This window comes from Citrobacter sp. LUTT5, from assembly GCF_009905315.1.
GTDB lineage: Bacteria > Pseudomonadota > Gammaproteobacteria > Enterobacterales > Enterobacteriaceae > Citrobacter > Citrobacter freundii.
Genome location: NZ_CP047606.1, coordinates 958,496 through 974,315 on the forward strand (window position 1 = coordinate 958,496; position 15,820 = coordinate 974,315).

Annotated in this window: 9 protein-coding genes and 3 tRNA genes; 6 read left to right on the plus strand and 6 right to left on the minus strand. The window is 54.8% G+C overall.

Annotated elements, in window-relative coordinates; translation table 11 throughout:
• Window positions 1–154 precede the first annotated feature (154 nt).
• From ptrA to recD, 3 genes are read left to right on the plus strand one after another with little or no spacing between them, the layout of a single operon-like run.
• A complete protein-coding gene (gene ptrA, locus GUC46_RS04555; RefSeq protein ID WP_003034003.1) occupies window positions 155–3,043 on the plus strand; it encodes a pitrilysin in 2,889 nt (962 codons plus the stop codon).
• Complete coding sequence (recB, locus tag GUC46_RS04560; protein WP_160179849.1) at window positions 3,036–6,581, plus strand: exodeoxyribonuclease V subunit beta; 3,546 nt, start codon at window positions 3,036–3,038, stop codon at window positions 6,579–6,581. The genes ptrA and recB overlap by 8 nt, the downstream gene beginning before the upstream one ends.
• Entirely contained in the window at window positions 6,578–8,407 is a 1,830-nt protein-coding gene (gene recD, locus GUC46_RS04565; RefSeq protein WP_003034009.1) for an exodeoxyribonuclease V subunit alpha, read from the plus strand. The genes recB and recD overlap by 4 nt, the downstream gene beginning before the upstream one ends.
• Before the next feature lie 124 nt (window positions 8,408–8,531).
• On the opposite strand, the gene argA is transcribed toward recD, so the two are convergent.
• Complete coding sequence (argA, locus tag GUC46_RS04570; RefSeq protein ID WP_003034012.1) at window positions 8,532–9,863, minus strand: amino-acid N-acetyltransferase; 1,332 nt, start codon at window positions 9,861–9,863, stop codon at window positions 8,532–8,534.
• Between the two features lie 234 nt (window positions 9,864–10,097).
• On the opposite strand from argA, the gene amiC reads away from it, so the two are divergent.
• Window positions 10,098–11,351, plus strand: coding sequence for an N-acetylmuramoyl-L-alanine amidase AmiC (amiC, locus tag GUC46_RS04575; RefSeq protein ID WP_160179851.1), 1,254 nt, complete (start codon window positions 10,098–10,100; stop codon window positions 11,349–11,351).
• 74 nt (window positions 11,352–11,425) lie between these two features.
• Here the strand turns inward: amiC and GUC46_RS04580 are convergent.
• The 3 genes from GUC46_RS04580 to GUC46_RS04590 form a co-directional block, all read right to left on the minus strand.
• Window positions 11,426–11,502: transfer RNA gene (locus tag GUC46_RS04580), tRNA-Met, on the minus strand.
• A 43-nt stretch (window positions 11,503–11,545) separates the two neighbouring features.
• A tRNA-Met gene (locus tag GUC46_RS04585) sits at window positions 11,546–11,622 on the minus strand.
• 48 nt (window positions 11,623–11,670) lie between these two features.
• Window positions 11,671–11,747 (minus strand) — tRNA-Met (locus GUC46_RS04590).
• A gap of 205 nt (window positions 11,748–11,952) precedes the next feature.
• On the opposite strand from GUC46_RS04590, the gene mltA reads away from it, so the two are divergent.
• Together mltA and tcdA are read left to right on the plus strand one after the other, a co-directional pair.
• On the plus strand, window positions 11,953–13,050 hold the full coding sequence (gene mltA, locus GUC46_RS04595; protein ID WP_003034021.1) for a murein transglycosylase A: 1,098 nt from the start codon (window positions 11,953–11,955) through the stop codon (window positions 13,048–13,050).
• Between the two features lie 109 nt (window positions 13,051–13,159).
• Window positions 13,160–13,966: a tRNA cyclic N6-threonylcarbamoyladenosine(37) synthase TcdA gene (gene tcdA, locus GUC46_RS04600; RefSeq protein ID WP_003846496.1), complete on the plus strand. Its 807-nt coding sequence runs from the start codon at window positions 13,160–13,162 to the stop codon at window positions 13,964–13,966.
• A 77-nt stretch (window positions 13,967–14,043) separates the two neighbouring features.
• On the opposite strand, the gene csdE is transcribed toward tcdA, so the two are convergent.
• Together csdE and csdA are read right to left on the minus strand one after the other, a co-directional pair.
• The gene (csdE, locus tag GUC46_RS04605) at window positions 14,044–14,490 is read right to left on the minus strand and encodes a cysteine desulfurase sulfur acceptor subunit CsdE (protein WP_003840390.1); all 447 of its coding nucleotides are present in this window, start codon (window positions 14,488–14,490) and stop codon (window positions 14,044–14,046) included.
• Window positions 14,490–15,695 carry a cysteine desulfurase CsdA gene (gene csdA / locus GUC46_RS04610; RefSeq protein ID WP_160179854.1) on the minus strand — a complete coding sequence of 402 codons (1,206 nt, stop codon included), beginning with the start codon at window positions 15,693–15,695 and terminating at the stop codon, window positions 14,490–14,492. Before csdA ends, csdE begins: the two co-directional genes overlap by 1 nt.
• Window positions 15,696–15,820: the final 125 nt, after the last annotated feature.

Here is a 15,820-nt window from a genome sequence, read left to right on the forward strand (position 1 = left end):
GGTGGCTTCCACTATGATGCGCATTCTGTCACGGACTGATTCTTACAAAGAGAAGATGCTGGCTCGTTCAGCACATAGTCTTGCCCTGTTCAGACCATGTATTTATGCGTGGTTTGTAGTGAACAGGTGAATACGTTAATGATGAGGTTTGTGAATGCCCCGCAGCACCTGGTTCAGCGCATTACTGTTGTTCGTCGCCCTTTGGGTTCCCGTAAGTCAGGCAGATACCGGTTGGCAGCCTTTAGCTGAAACCATCCGTAAAAGCGATAAAGATACCCGTCAGTATCAGGCCGTGCGCCTTGATAACGGCATGGTTGTGCTGCTGGTATCCGATCCTCAGGCCGTGAAATCCCTTTCTGCACTGGTAGTCCCCGTGGGCTCGCTGGAAGATCCGGACGATCATCAGGGGCTGGCGCACTATCTCGAACACATGTGCCTGATGGGCTCGAAAAAATACCCGCAGCCGGACAGCCTGGCTGAATTTCTGAAAATGCACGGCGGTAGCCACAATGCCAGCACTGCGCCTTATCGTACGGCCTTCTATCTTGAAGTCGAAAACGACGCGTTGGTGGGGGCGGTGGATCGCCTGGCGGATGCTATTGCCGATCCATTGTTGGATAAAAAATATGCCGACCGTGAGCGTAACGCGGTTAACTCCGAGCTGACGCTGGCGCGTACCCGAGACGGGATGCGTATGGCGCAGGTGAGCGCTGAGACTATCAACCCGGCGCACCCTGGCTCGCGTTTCTCTGGCGGGAATCTAGAGACATTAAGCGACAAACCGGGCAACCCGGTGGTACAGGCGTTACAAAAATTTCATGAAAAGTACTACTCCGCGAACCTGATGAAGGCGGTGATTTATAGCAATAAACCGCTGCCAGAGCTGGCGCGGATAGCGGCTGACACCTTTGGGCGCGTGCCGAACAGAAATATCGAAAAGCCTGAAATTACCGTACCGGTCGTCACTGATGCGCAAAAGGGCATCATCATCCACTATGTTCCGGCAATGCCGCGTAAAGTATTGCGCGTCGAGTTTCGTATTGATAACAACAGCGCGCAGTTCCGCAGTAAAACCGATGAGCTGGTGACCTACCTGATTGGCAATCGTAGTCCGGGCACATTGTCTGACTGGCTGCAAAAGCAGGGCTTGGTTGAAGGTATTCGCGCAGACTCCGATCCGGTAGTCAACGGGAACAGCGGCGTGTTAGCCATTTCCGCGACGTTAACCGACAAGGGGCTGGCGAATCGCGATGAAGTTGTCGCGGCAATCTTTAGCTACCTCAATTTGTTACGCGAGAAAGGCGTCGATAAACGCTATTTTGACGAGCTGGCGCATGTGCTGGATCTCGATTTCCGTTATCCCTCCATCACCCGTGATATGGACTACGTGGAATGGCTGGCTGATACCATGATCCGCGTTCCCGTCGAGCATACGCTGGATGCGGTGAATATTGCTGACCAGTACGATGCGAAAGCTGTTGAGCAACGTCTGGCAATGATGACGCCGCAGAATGCACGTATCTGGTATATCAGCGCGAAAGAGCCGCATAATAAAACCGCTTATTTTGTCGATGCGCCTTACCAGGTGGATAAAATCAGCGACAAAACCTTTGCCGACTGGCAGCAAAAAGCACAGGGCATTGCGCTGTCGTTACCGGAGGTGAACCCCTACATTCCGGATGATTTCACGCTGATTAAGACGGATAAAAAATACGCTCATCCGGAGCTGATTGTTGATGAGCCGGATTTACGCGTGGTGTATGCCCCGAGCCAGTATTTTGCCAGCGAGCCGAAGGCTGACGTCAGCGTGATCCTGCGTAACCCGAAAGCCATGGACAGCGCCCGCAACCAGGTCTTATTCGCACTTAACGATTACCTGGCGGGGATTGCGCTCGATCAGTTAAGTAACCAGGCATCGGTAGGTGGAATTGGTTTCTCTACCAACGCTAACAATGGGTTGATGCTTAACGCCAACGGCTACACCCAACGTTTGCCGCAGCTTTTTCAGGCGCTGCTGAGCGGCTATTTCAGCTATACCTCAACGGATGAACAATTGGAACAGGCGAAATCCTGGTATGCCCAGATGATGGATTCCGCAGAAAAGGGTAAAGCCTACGATCAGGCTATTATGCCGGTGCAGATGCTTTCTCAGGTGCCTTATTTTTCACGTGATGAGCGCCGTCAGTTGCTGCCTTCCATCACCCTGAAAGAGGTGATGACCTACCGCGACGCCTTAAAAACCGGTGCGCGACCTGAATTCCTGGTCATTGGTAATATGAGCGAAGCTCAGACAACGAGCATGGCGCGGGATATCCAAAAACAGCTTGGTGCGAACGGGTCACAGTGGTGTCGCAACAAAGATGTGGTTGTGGACAAGAAGCAGTCCGTCATCTTTGAAAAAGCAGGCAGCAGCACGGATTCAGCACTGGCGGCGGTATTTGTGCCAACCGGATACGATGAATACGCCAGTTCAGCCTACAGCGCCATGTTGGGGCAGATTGTTCAGCCGTGGTTCTACAATCAACTGCGTACTGAAGAACAGTTAGGTTACGCCGTATTTGCTTTCCCGATGAGCGTTGGCCGTCAGTGGGGAATGGGGTTCCTGCTGCAAAGCAGTGATAAGCAGCCGTCTTACCTCTGGGAGCGTTATAAAGCGTTCTTCCCGACGGCGGAAGCGAAGCTGCGGGCGATGAAACCTGAAGAGTTCGCGCAAATTCAGCAGGCGATTATTGCGCAAATGCTGCAGGCGCCGCAAACGCTGGGGGCAGAAGCCTCACAGTTAAGCAAAGATTTTGATCGCGGCAATATGCGCTTCGATTCACGTGATAAAATAGTGGCTCAGATTAAACTGCTGACGCCGCAAAAACTTGCCGACTTCTTCCATCAGGCGGTGGTTGAGCCGCAAGGCATGGCGATATTGTCACAGGTTTCCGGCAGTCAGAACGGGCAAGCAGAATATGTGCACCCGGAAGGCTGGAAAGTGTGGCAGACCGTCAGCGCGTTGCAGCAAACCTTACCCCTGATGAGTGATAAGAATGAATGATGCCGCTGAGTCCCTTGATCCACTGCGTTTGCCCCTGACGGGCGAGCGTCTGATTGAAGCCTCTGCGGGCACCGGTAAAACCTTTACCATCGCCGCCCTGTATTTACGTTTACTGCTTGGACTGGGCGGCTCTGCCGCCTTTCCTCGTCCTCTGACCGTCGAAGAACTGCTGGTAGTCACCTTCACTGAGGCGGCTACCGAAGAGTTGCGCGGTCGAATTCGTAGCAACATTCATGAACTGCGAATTGCCTGCCTGCGTGAAACCACCGACAACCCGCTATATGCCCGTTTGTTAGATGAAATTGCCGATAAAAAACAGGCCTCTCAGTGGCTGTTATTGGCTGAAAGACAGATGGATGAAGCGGCGGTGTTTACCATCCACGGTTTTTGTCAGCGTATGCTCAGCCTTAACGCCTTTGAGTCTGGCATGCTGTTCGAACAGCAACTGATAGAAGATGAATCGCTGCTGCGCTATCAGGCCTGCGCGGACTTCTGGCGTCGGCACTGCTACCCGCTGCCCCGCGACATTGCGCAGGTGGTTTTTGAAACGTGGAAAGGACCGCAGGCGCTGCTGAGAGATATCGATCGCTATCTGCAAGGGGAAGCACCGGTTATCAAGGCTCCTCCGCCCGATGACGAAACACTGGCCTCCCGGCATGAACAAATTCTTGCACGCATTAACCAGATCAAGCAGCAATGGCGTGATTCTGTTGATGAGCTGGATGGTCTGCTGGAAGCCTCCGGGATCGATCGGCGTAAATTTAATCGCGCTAACCAGGGTAAGTGGATCGAAAAGATCAGCGCGTGGGCGCAGGAAGAAACTCAAAGCTATCAGCTGCCTGATGCGTTGGAGAAATTCTCCCAGCGCTTTTTAGAAGAGCGAACCAAAGCGGGCGGGATAACTCCTCAGCACCCGCTTTTCGTCGCTATTGATGAACTGCTTAGCGAACCGTTAACCCTGCGCGATCTGGTGATCACCCGGGCGCTGGCGGAGATCCGCGCGGCGGTTGCCGAGGAGAAACGCCGCCGCGGCGAGCTGGGTTTTGACGATATGCTCAGCCGTCTGGATGCAGCGTTGCGCAGTGAAAGCGGCGATGCGCTGGCGACGGCTATTCGCACCCGTTTTCCGGTTGCCATGATCGATGAATTCCAGGATACCGATCCGCAGCAGTACCGTATTTTTCGTCGGATCTGGCAGCATCAGCCGGATACCGCACTTCTGCTGATTGGCGATCCAAAACAGGCGATTTACGCGTTTCGCGGCGCGGATATCTTCACCTATATGAAGGCGCGCAGCGAAGTCAGCGCACACTATACGCTCGATACTAACTGGCGTTCGGCCCTTGGCATGGTCAATAGCGTGAATACGCTTTTCAGCCAGATGGACGACGCCTTTATGTTCCGCGAAATCCCCTTCAGTCCGGTAAAATTCGCAGAAAAAAACCAGTCGCTTCAGTTTGTTTTACACGGTGAAACGCAGCCAGCCATGAGTATGTGGCTGATGGAAGGGGAAAGCTGTGGCGTAGGCGACTATCAGAACTACATGGCGCAGGTGTGCGCCATGCAAATTCGCGACTGGCTTAAGGCCGGGCATTCTGGCGCTGCGCAACTGGTCAGTGGCAAAGCCTCCAGCCCGGTACGCGCGTCGGACATCAGCGTACTGGTACGTAGCCGCCAGGAGGCGGCGCTGGTCCGCGATGCGCTGACGCAACTGGCCATTCCCTCCGTCTACCTCTCTAACCGTGACAGCGTATTTGAAACGCTGGAAGCGCAGGAGTTGCTGTGGGTGCTGCAGGCGGTGATGACGCCGGAGCGTGAGAACACGCTGCGTAGCGCGCTGGCGACCTCAATGATGGGGCTGAATGCGCAGGATCTTGAAGCGTTAAATAATGACGAAAATGCCTGGGATGCGGTGGTCGAGGAGTTCGATGGTTATCGTCAGATCTGGCATAAACGCGGCGTGATGCCGATGCTGCGCGCGCTGATGGCTGCCCGCCAGATTGCGGAGAACCTGCTGGCGACGGCGGGGGGCGAACGTCGACTGACCGACATTTTACATATCAGCGAACTGTTGCAGGAAGCGGGCTCGCAGCTGGAAAGCGAGCATGCGCTAGTGCGCTGGTTGTCCCAGCATATTCTTGAACCCGACAGCAATGCGTCCAGTCAGCAGCTCAGGCTCGAAAGCGACAAGCATTTGGTTAAAATCGTCACCATCCATAAATCGAAAGGGCTGGAATATCCGCTGGTCTGGCTGCCATTTATCACCAATTTCCGCGTCCAGGATCAGGCTTTCTACCACGATCGCAGCTCCTTTGAAGCAGTGCTGGATCTCAGCGATGCCGAGGAGAGCGTTGAGCTGGCAGAAGCGGAACGTCTGGCGGAAGACCTGCGTTTGCTGTATGTCGCGCTAACCCGTTCGGTATGGCACTGCAGCCTTGGCGTTGCGCCGTTGGTACGACGTCGGGGCGATAAAAAAGGGGATACCGATGTGCATCAGAGCGCCCTTGGTCGCCTGTTGCAAAAAGGCGAGCCGATGGATGCCGCGGGTCTGCGTGGCGCGATTGAAGCGCTGTGCTGCGACGATATTGCCTGCCAGATTCCCGCGCAGCCTGACGGCGAACCCTGGCAGGTTGCGCAGTCTGTTAGCAGTGAACTGAGTGCAAAAATACTGCAGCGTACGCCCGGCGATAGCTGGCGCGTGACCAGTTATTCCGGTCTGCAACAGCGTGGACATGGTATTGCGCAGGATCTGATCCCTCGACTGGATATCGATGCCGCAGGCGTCGGTGAGGTTATTGAAGAATCAGGACTCACACCGCATCAGTTCCCGCGCGGCGCTTCGCCGGGTACGTTCTTGCATAGCCTGTTTGAAAATCTCGATTTTACGCAACCGGTGGATCCGCATTGGGTCGAGGAGCAACTGGCGTTGGGCGGTTATGACGCGCACTGGACGCCGGTTTTGACCGAATGGCTGGACGCCATTTTGCAGGCGCCTCTCAACGAGACGGGCGTGAGTTTGAGCCAGCTTTCCGCGCGAGAAAAACAGGTGGAGATGGAGTTTTATCTGCCGATTTCGCAGCCGCTGATGGCCAACCAACTTGATGCGTTGATTCGCCAGTACGATCCGCTCTCGGCGGGGTGCCCTGCGTTGGACTTTATGCAGGTGCGCGGCATGCTAAAAGGCTTTATTGACCTGGTATTCCGCCATCAGGGGCGCTATTACCTGCTCGATTACAAATCGAACTGGCTGGGTGAAGACAGCTCCGCCTATACGCAGCAGGCGATGACCTCTGCCATGCAGGCGCATCGCTACGACCTGCAGTATCAACTTTATACCCTGGCGCTGCATCGCTACTTGCGCCATCGCATTGCTGATTACGATTATGAACGCCATTTTGGCGGAGTTATCTATCTCTTCCTGCGTGGCGTTGACCGTGAAAATCCGCAGCAGGGAATTTATGCGACCCGACCTGACGGAGAGTTGATCGCTTTGATGGACGAGTTGTTTGCCGGTGTGCCGCTGGAGGAGATGTCATGACAATCCAGAAACGATTACTGGAAGCCGTTGAGCAAAAGCAGCTCCGCCCTCTGGATGCCCAGTTCGCGCTGGCGGTTGCCGGAAATGATAACCCTGCCGTTGCGCTGGCAGCGGCGTTGCTCAGCCGTGAAGCAGGAGAAGGGCACGTCTGCTTACCGCTTTCGCGTCTATCCCGAAGTGAGGACGCCCATCCTCTGTTAAGCGCCTGGCTCGCTGAAGCGGGAGAGCCCGAAGACTGGGCGGAATGCCTGCTGGCCTCCGGGGCGGTAAGCCGTGGCGAGCAGCCCACACCGCTGGTGCTGTACGGCGATCGTTTGTATCTGAACCGGATGTGGCATAACGAACGCGCGGTGGCGCGCTTTTTCGGCGAAGTTAACTACGCCATTGAGGTGGATGAACAACGGCTGACCCACACGCTGGCAGCGCTGTTTCCGCCCGTTGAAGGCGTTAACTGGCAAAAAGTGGCCGCTGCTGTCGCGCTTACCCGTCGTATATCGGTGATCTCCGGCGGACCGGGGACCGGAAAAACAACAACGGTGGCGAGGCTTCTGGCGGCGTTGATTCAGATGGCGGACGGTGAACGCTGTCGTATTCGTCTGGCGGCGCCCACGGGAAAAGCAGCAGCACGTCTGACCGCCTCGCTGGGCGCGGCGTTGCGTGAACTGCCGCTGACCGATGAGCAAAAGAAGCGCATTCCCGATGATGCCAGTACGCTGCATCGATTATTAGGCGCTCAGCCTGGTAGCCAACGCTTGCGGCATCATGCAGGAAACCCGCTGCATCTTGACGTGCTGGTAGTGGATGAAGCCTCGATGATCGATTTGCCGATGATGTCGCGCCTTATCGATGCGCTACCGCCACACGGGCGGGTGATTTTTCTGGGCGATCGCGACCAGCTCGCTTCTGTTGAAGCGGGGGCGGTACTGGGGGATATCTGTGCTTTCGTCGGTGATGGTTTTACCCCGGAGCGTGCCCGCCAGCTTAGTCGCCTGACTGAAACCACTATTCCAGCTGGTTCGGGAACTCAGGCGGCTGCTCTGCGCGACAGTTTGTGCCTGCTGCAAAAGAGCTACCGTTTCGGTAGCGATTCCGGAATCGGTCAGTTGGCTGCGGCGATTAATCGTGGTGACAAAGCCGCGATAAAAACGGTCTTCCAGCAGGGATTTGGCGACATCGAAAAACGCGCTCTGCACAGCAGCGAAGATTACGCTGCGATGCTGGAGGAAGCGCTGGCGGGTTATGGTCACTATCTGGATTTACTGCGCGAGCGCGCCGAGCCGGATGCTGTCATTCAGGCCTTCAATGAGTATCAGCTATTGTGTGCCCTGCGGGAAGGTCCGTTTGGCGTGGGTGGTTTGAATGAACGCATTGAGCAGGTGATGGCGCAAAAACGCAAAATTCACCGTTCGACGCATAGCCGCTGGTATGAGGGAAGGCCAGTGATGATCGCGCGCAATGACAGTTCGCTGGGATTATTTAACGGTGATATTGGCATTGCCCTGGATCGTGGGCAGGGTCTGAGGGTGTGGTTTGCGCTGCCGGGCGGTTCTATCAAATCGGTCCAGCCCAGCCGCTTGCCTGAACATGAAACCACCTGGGCAATGACGGTGCACAAATCGCAGGGATCTGAGTTTGACCACGCGGCGTTGATTTTACCCAACCAGCATTCACCTGTGGTGACTCGCGAGCTGGTCTATACCGCCGTTACCCGCGCACGCCGTCGTTTGTCGCTGTATGCCGATGAGCGGATATTGAGTGGCGCCATTGCCACCCGCACTGAACGCCGCAGCGGATTGTCGGCGTTGTTTAATGATGGCATGATGTAGGCCGGATAAGCGTCAGCGCCATCCGGCTGTGTGCCTGATGGCGACGCTATTGCGTCTGATCAGGCCTACGATCTGCATACCAAAGATGTGCCAGCGAACTGTATGCCGCATCCGGCAACCACGCCTATGCCAAATCCGCCATCAGCACTTTTGACCGCCGCTGATAGTTGTACATCTCTTTTTTGCTTTCCGGCAGCAGGTCGATATCTACCGGCGTGAAGCCTCGCTCCTGAAACCAGTGAATGCTGCGCGTGGTCAGCACGAACAGCTTGCTCAGCCCCATTTGCCGGGCCTGCGCGGCGATCCGTTCCAGCAATACTTCCCCGCGCGACGAGCTACGGTAGTCCGGATGTACCGCTACGCACGCCATTTCGCCAATTCTCTCTTCCGGGAAAGGGTACAGAGCGGCACAGGCGATAGTCAGGTTATCACGCTGAATAATCGTGAATTTGTCGATCTCCATTTCCAACTGCTCGCGCGAGCGGCGGACCAGAATACCTTGCTGTTCCAGCGGGCGGATAAGCTCCAGAATCCCGCCGATATCGTTAATGGTAGCGCGACGGATCTGCTCGGCGCTTTCCATCACGATCTGCGTACCGATGCCGTCGCGGGAGAACAGTTCTTGCAGCAATGCACCATCTTCCTGATAGCTGATCAGATGGCAGCGGCGTACGCCACTGCGACAGGCTTTCACTGCTCCGCGCAGGAAGCGCACCGTACCGGAGCTGTAATCGCCTTTCTCTTCCTGCAACTCAACGCGAGCCTGAGCTTCGTTAGGAAACAACTCGGAAATAATATCGCCATCATCGTTGGTGACACCCTGAGACGAGCAAAAACCGATCATTTTCTCTGCCTTCAGTTTGATAGCCAGCTGCGTGGCGACCTCTTCTGACGTCAGATTAAAGCTCTCACCAGTGACGGAAACGGCGACCGGGCCCATCAACACAATCGCGCCGCTATCTAACTGGCGGTGAATGGCATCTTCATCGATGCGACGAATACGCCCGCTATGGCAGTAATCTACGCCGTCATCAACGCCCAGCGGCTGGGAGATAATAAAATTACCGCTGACCACATTGATGTGTGCACCCTGCAATGGCGTATTATTCAGGCTCATCGACAGGCGGGCGGTAATATCAAGCTGAAGTAGCCCCGCAGCCTGTTTGACCAGCTCCAGCGTTTTCGCATCGGTGACGCGCGTGTTTTTGTGGTACACCGGCTCATGATGATGCGCCGCAAGATTGGCATCAATCTGCGGTCGTGCGCCATAGACTACGACCAGGCGGATGCCGAGGCTATGAAGAAGACCAATGTCATTGACGATACTGGAAAAGTTTTCATGCTCTATGGCTTCGCCGCCCAGCATAATGACAAACGTTTTTCCCCGATGGGTATTGATATAGGGAACAGAATGGCGGAATCCCTGTACCAGTTCGGTTCTACGCTCCTTCACCACGGCACACCCTCATTGCATGATTATTCGTAATTTATGTATTTTTATTCTGTTTTTGCGCTGTGCGCAAGCGTAATTTTTACCCATGCCGAAGATTTTTCTCAGTAATGCCGTGAATATAAAAAGAATGTTTACCCTTTTATAGATGACAGATTATGCGTCATTCGCTAAAGTTTCCGGTCAATTCGGACGTTTTACGTATTACCTCTAAAAAGATTTCTTTTGCTCGGGAGAAGCATGTCGGGATCCAATTCAGCAATCAGTCGCCGCCGTTTATTGAAAGGTGCGGGTGCTATGTGGCTTTTGAGCGTCAGCCAGGTGGGTCTGGCAGCCGTGAGTCAGGTCGTTGCCGTACGTATCTGGCCTGCGTCCAGCTACACTCGCGTCACGGTAGAATCTAACCGTCTGCTGAAATACAAACAGTTTGCCCTGAGTAATCCTGAGCGTGTGGTTGTGGATATTGAAGACGTTAATTTGAACTCGGTGCTCAAGGGCATTGGGACGCAGATTCGTCCTGACGATCCGTATATTAAGTCGGCGCGCGTTGGCCAGTTTGATCCAAAGACCGTACGGATGGTGTTCGAGCTGAAACAGAATGTGAAGCCGCAACTTTTTGCCCTGGCACCGGTGGCGGGCTTTAAAGAACGTCTGGTGATGGATCTCTATCCCGCAAATGCCCAGGATGTTCAGGATCCGCTGCTGGCATTGCTGGAAGATTACAACAGGGGCGATCTGGATAAACAGGTACCGCCTGCGCAGAGTGGCCCACAGCCGGGCAAAGCGGGACGCGATCGCCCCATTGTCATTATGTTGGATCCGGGCCACGGCGGGGAAGACTCCGGTGCGGTGGGGAAATACAAGACGCGTGAAAAAGATGTGGTACTGCAGATTGCCCGCCGTCTGCGAGCTCTCATAGAGAAAGAGGGCAACATGAAGGTCTTTATGACGCGAAATGAAGATATTTTCATTCCGCTTAAAGTCCGTGTGGCAAAAGCGCAGAAGCAGCGCGCAGACCTGTTTGTCTCTATTCACGCCGATGCCTTTACCAGTCGACAACCCAGCGGTTCTTCGGTGTTTGCGCTCTCGACCAAAGGCGCGACCAGTACCGCAGCGAAATATCTGGCGCAGACCCAGAACGCCTCGGATCTCATTGGTGGCGTCAGTAAGAGCGGTGACCGTTACGTCGACCACACCATGTTTGACATGGTGCAGTCGCTGACCATCGCCGACAGCCTGAAGTTTGGTAAGGCGGTATTGAATAAGCTTGGTAAAATCAACAACCTGCATAAGAACCAAGTTGAACAGGCCGGGTTTGCAGTACTGAAAGCGCCGGATATCCCGTCCATTCTGGTCGAAACGGCATTTATCAGTAACGTTGAGGAAGAGCGCAAACTCAAAACGGCGACCTTCCAGCAGGAAGTTGCAGAGTCGATTCTGGCAGGGATTAAAGCCTATTTTGCCGATGGGGCGACACTGGCGAGAAGGGGATAACAAAAAAGCGCTGAAAAGCGCTTTTTTTATGGACCGCAGATACAAAAAAACACCCGTCAGGGTGTTCATAATGTTGGTTGCGGGGGCCGGATTTGAACCGACGACCTTCGGGTTATGAGCCCGACGAGCTACCAGGCTGCTCCACCCCGCGTCCGTCTTTACTCTTCATCGAGTAAACTTGTATCAGATTGTATTGGTTGCGGGGGCCGGATTTGAACCGACGACCTTCGGGTTATGAGCCCGACGAGCTACCAGGCTGCTCCACCCCGCGTCCGTCATTACTCTTCCATCGAGTAACGTTACTGCTTCTGATTTTAATTGGTTGCGGGGGCCAGATTTGAACTGACGACCTTCGGGTTATGAGCCCGACGAGCTACCAGGCTGCTCCACCCCGCGTCCGTGGATGCGCACTATACTCTGCTCGCATTTTCATGCAACCCTTTTTTCACCTTGATCACGTTTTTAGGGTGAAAATGAACAAAAACAACGCATTCTGGATTATTTTTTGCTCAAAATTTGCGTTCGGGTATGTATACGCATTTCATTAGGTTCGGGGGTTTGTTATCTTCGTCTCGCATTCAGGCAACATAAGACGAGAACAATGAAAGGACGTTGGGCAAAATATCTTCTGGCGGGAGCTGTAGTCGCGATGCTCGCCGCGTGTTCCTCAAAACCCACCGATCGTGGGCAGCAGTATAAAGACGGGAAATTTACCCAGCCTTTCTCACTGGTGAACCAGCCTGATGCGGTTGGTGCACCAATCAATGCCGGTGATTTCGCCGAGCAGGTTAATCAAATTCGCAGCGCTTCGCCACGTTTGTACGGTAACCAGAGCAACGTCTACAACGCTATCCAGCAATGGTTACGCGCGGGCGGTGATACGCGCAGTATGCGTCAGTTTGGTATTGATGCATGGCAAATGGAAGGGGCTGATAACTACGGTAACGTCCAGTTTACCGGTTACTACACGCCGGTTATCCAGGCGCGGCATACGCGCCAGGGCGAGTTTCAGTATCCTATCTATCGTATGCCGCCAAAACGTGGGCGCTTACCATCCCGTGCCGAGATCTACGCGGGTGCGCTAAGCGACAATTATATTCTGGCATACAGCAACTCCCTGATGGATAACTTCATTATGGATGTTCAGGGCAGTGGTTACATCGATTTTGGCGATGGCAGCCCGCTCAACTTCTTTAGCTATTCCGGGAAAAACGGCCACGCCTATCGCAGTATCGGTAAAGTGCTTATCGACCGTGGCGAAGTGAAAAAAGAAGATATGTCGATGCAGGCTATTCGTCATTGGGGTGAAACGCACAGCGAAGCCGAAGTGCGTGAGCTGCTGGAGCAGAACCCATCGTTTGTCTTCTTTAAACCACAATCTTTTGCTCCGGTGAAAGGGGCCAGCGCGGTACCGTTGATTGGCCGCGCATCCGTGGCTTCTGACCGCAGTATCATTCCTGCGGGCACAACGTTACTGGCGGAAGTCCCGTTACTGGACAATAACGGCAAGTTTACCGGCCAGTATGAACTGCGTCTGATGGTGGCGTTGGATGTGGGCGGGGCGATAAAAGGACAGCACTTCGACATCTATCAGGGTATTGGCGCAGACGCCGGACACCGTGCCGGGTGGTATAATCACTACGGACGCGTGTGGGTGCTGAAAACCGCGCCGGGTGCGGGTAACGTATTTAGCGGCTAGTTGCCTGATGGCGGCTAGCCTTATCAGGCCTACAAATTAGCGCGTAGGCCGGATAAGCGAAGCGCCATCCGGCAGCCATACTGCGTAGTATTAATGAATTTGAGGTGTTATGTCTGTGGTTATAAGTGATGCCTGGCGTCAGCGTTTTGGCGGTACGGCGCGTCTGTATGGCGAAAATGCGCTGCAACTGTTTGCTCAATCGCACGTTTGCGTGGTTGGGATTGGCGGAGTGGGGTCATGGGCGGCGGAAGCGCTGGCACGAACCGGCATTGGCGCCATCACGCTCATCGATATGGATGATGTGTGTGTCACCAATACTAACCGCCAGATCCATGCTTTACGCGATAACGTCGGCCTGGCAAAAGCTGAAGTGATGGCTGAACGTATCCGCCAGATTAACCCGGAGTGCCGGGTGAACGTGGTCGATGATTTTGTCACGCCGGATAACGTTGCTGAATATATGAGTGCAGGATTTTCGTATGTCATTGATGCGATTGATAGCGTGCGTCCAAAAGCGGCGCTGATCGCGTACTGTCGGCGTAACAAAATTCCGCTGGTGACCACCGGTGGTGCGGGCGGACAGATAGATCCTACGCAGATTCAGGTCGTTGATTTGGCAAAAACCATCCAGGATCCGTTGGCGGCCAAGCTACGTGAACGGCTGAAAAGCGATTTTGGCGTGGTGAAAAACAGCAAAGGCAAGCTGGGCGTGGACTGTGTGTTCTCGACCGAAGCGCTGGTGTACCCGCAGGCAGATGGCTCGGTATGTGCGATGAAAGCGACGGCGGAAGGGCCGAAACGTATGGATTGCGCATCCGGGTTTGGCGCGGCCACGATGGTGACCGCCACCTTTGGTTTTGTTGCCGTCTCCCATGCGCTGAAGAAGATGATGGCCAAAGCGGCGCGCCAGCCCTGATTGTGTCGGATGGCGCTATGTTTATCCGACCTACGGTTTGTGCGGTGTTGTAGGCCGGATAAGACACATCAGCGCCGTCATCCGGCTTTCTGAGCAGCCTCGATAATTGCCTCGTTAAGAGCATGTAGCCCCTGGCTACGCGAGGCGCTGAGCTGCGCGCGTAAACCCAGCTCGTCAAATAATTCCATTGGTGAATGCGCCAGTAACTCGGCGGCCGTTTTACCTTCGACCGCGGTGAGTAATACCGCCAACAGCCCGCGTACTATTCGACCTTCGCTGTCACCAAAGAAATGCAGAGTGCCATTCTCATGAAGAGTATGCCCCAGCCAGACGCGGTTTTCACAGCCCGCGATTTCTTTGGCCTGTGCTTTTAGCGCATCCGGAAGTGCCGGCAACTGCTTACCCAGCAGTATCAGCTGACGATATTTATCTTCCCACTGAGTGAGCGGGATAAAGGTATTGCGTAACGTCTCTTCGGTTACGGTTGTGCCAAACGGGTGTCCGGCGAACAGAGGGCTTGTCATTAATCCACCAATATTTCCAGCGCGCGGTCGACGGCTGCGACCAACGCATCCACATCGCTTTGTGTATTATAAGGGGCAAATGAGGCGCGTAGTGTCCCGGATACGCCCAGTTCTGCCAGTAGCGGTTGCGCGCAGTGTTGCCCCGCGCGCAGCGCAATGCCATATTCGGCCAATAGCGTAACTATATCGCTGTGATGAACACCCGAGAAATCAAAGGCTAACAGACTGGAATCCTGGCAGCGGAAGGACCGAAAGCCGGGGCGTTTCGCCAGCGCATCTTCTGCCAGCGTCGCCAGACCCCGGCTCCAGTTTTCGGCCTGTGCAACGTCGACGTCCGCCAGCCATTCGAGCGCTGCGCTTAGCCCGATAACGCCAGCAACGTTAGGCGTACCGGCCTCCAGCTTCCATGGGGCTGCCTGGGTGGTGAAACCGTCGAAGCTGACTTCGCTAATCATCTTTCCGCCGCCGAGCCACGGTGACATAGCTTCCAGTAATCCAGGCTTACCGTACAGCACGCCAATGCCGGTTGGACCATACAGCTTGTGGCCCGAGAACGCATAGAAATCAATATCTAACTGTTGTACGTCGGCAGGAAAATGGACAATCCCCTGGGCACCATCAACCATCACCACCATGCCAGCCGCATGGGCGAGCGTGATGGCGCGGGCCAGATCCGGGCAGCCACCGGTGACGTTCGACATTTGCCCGAGTGCCAAAATGCGGCTGCGCGGGGTAATGAGTTGCGTGAGGCGCTCAACGTCTGGCAATAAATCGGGGGTGAGTGGGAGTTTGACGACCTTAGCCCCCGTTTGCTCCGCGACCATCAGCCAGGGCACGAGGTTGGCGTGATGTTCCGCTGCGCTAACGATAATCTCATCACCCGGCTGAAGGCGTGGACGCGCATAGCTTTGAGCAACCATGTTGATCGCTTCCGTTGTGCCGCGGGTCCAGACGATGGTTTTTTCATCCGGCGCATTAATCAGGCTTGCGACTTTTTCCCGCGCGGCTTCATAGCGTGCGGTCAGGCGCTGGGCTTCAGCAAACTGGCTGCGATGGACGTTTCCGGCGCTCAGGCTATAAAACTGGTGGGTAGCCTCAATCACCGCCTGTGGCTTCAGCGCCGTAGCAGCGCTGTCGAGATAGACGCCAGCATCGTTGAGTGCGGGAAATTGTGCGCGAAACTGCGCGGGGTTAAAAGCGTTCATGGTATTCCTCAGTTCAGTAAACCGATCGTGGCGCAAAAAGGGCATTGATACAAGGGTTGCGCTAACCATCGGAATACTCTGGATATCCTGGCAAAGCCCGCTCAGTGTCTTATGCTAAATAGCGT

Coding starts and splice junctions, on each gene's coding strand:
- mltA (WP_003034021.1), top strand. CDS start 11,953: ATGAAAGGACGTTGGGCAAAATATCTTCTGGCGGGAGCTGTAGTCGCG.
- recB (WP_160179849.1), top strand. CDS start 3,036: ATGAATGATGCCGCTGAGTCCCTTGATCCACTGCGTTTGCCCCTGACG.
- ptrA (WP_003034003.1), top strand. CDS start 155: ATGCCCCGCAGCACCTGGTTCAGCGCATTACTGTTGTTCGTCGCCCTT.
- recD (WP_003034009.1), top strand. CDS start 6,578: ATGACAATCCAGAAACGATTACTGGAAGCCGTTGAGCAAAAGCAGCTC.
- csdA (WP_160179854.1), bottom strand. CDS start 15,695: ATGAACGCTTTTAACCCCGCGCAGTTTCGCGCACAATTTCCCGCACTC.
- csdE (WP_003840390.1), bottom strand. CDS start 14,490: ATGACAAGCCCTCTGTTCGCCGGACACCCGTTTGGCACAACCGTAACC.
- tcdA (WP_003846496.1), top strand. CDS start 13,160: ATGTCTGTGGTTATAAGTGATGCCTGGCGTCAGCGTTTTGGCGGTACG.
- amiC (WP_160179851.1), top strand. CDS start 10,098: ATGTCGGGATCCAATTCAGCAATCAGTCGCCGCCGTTTATTGAAAGGT.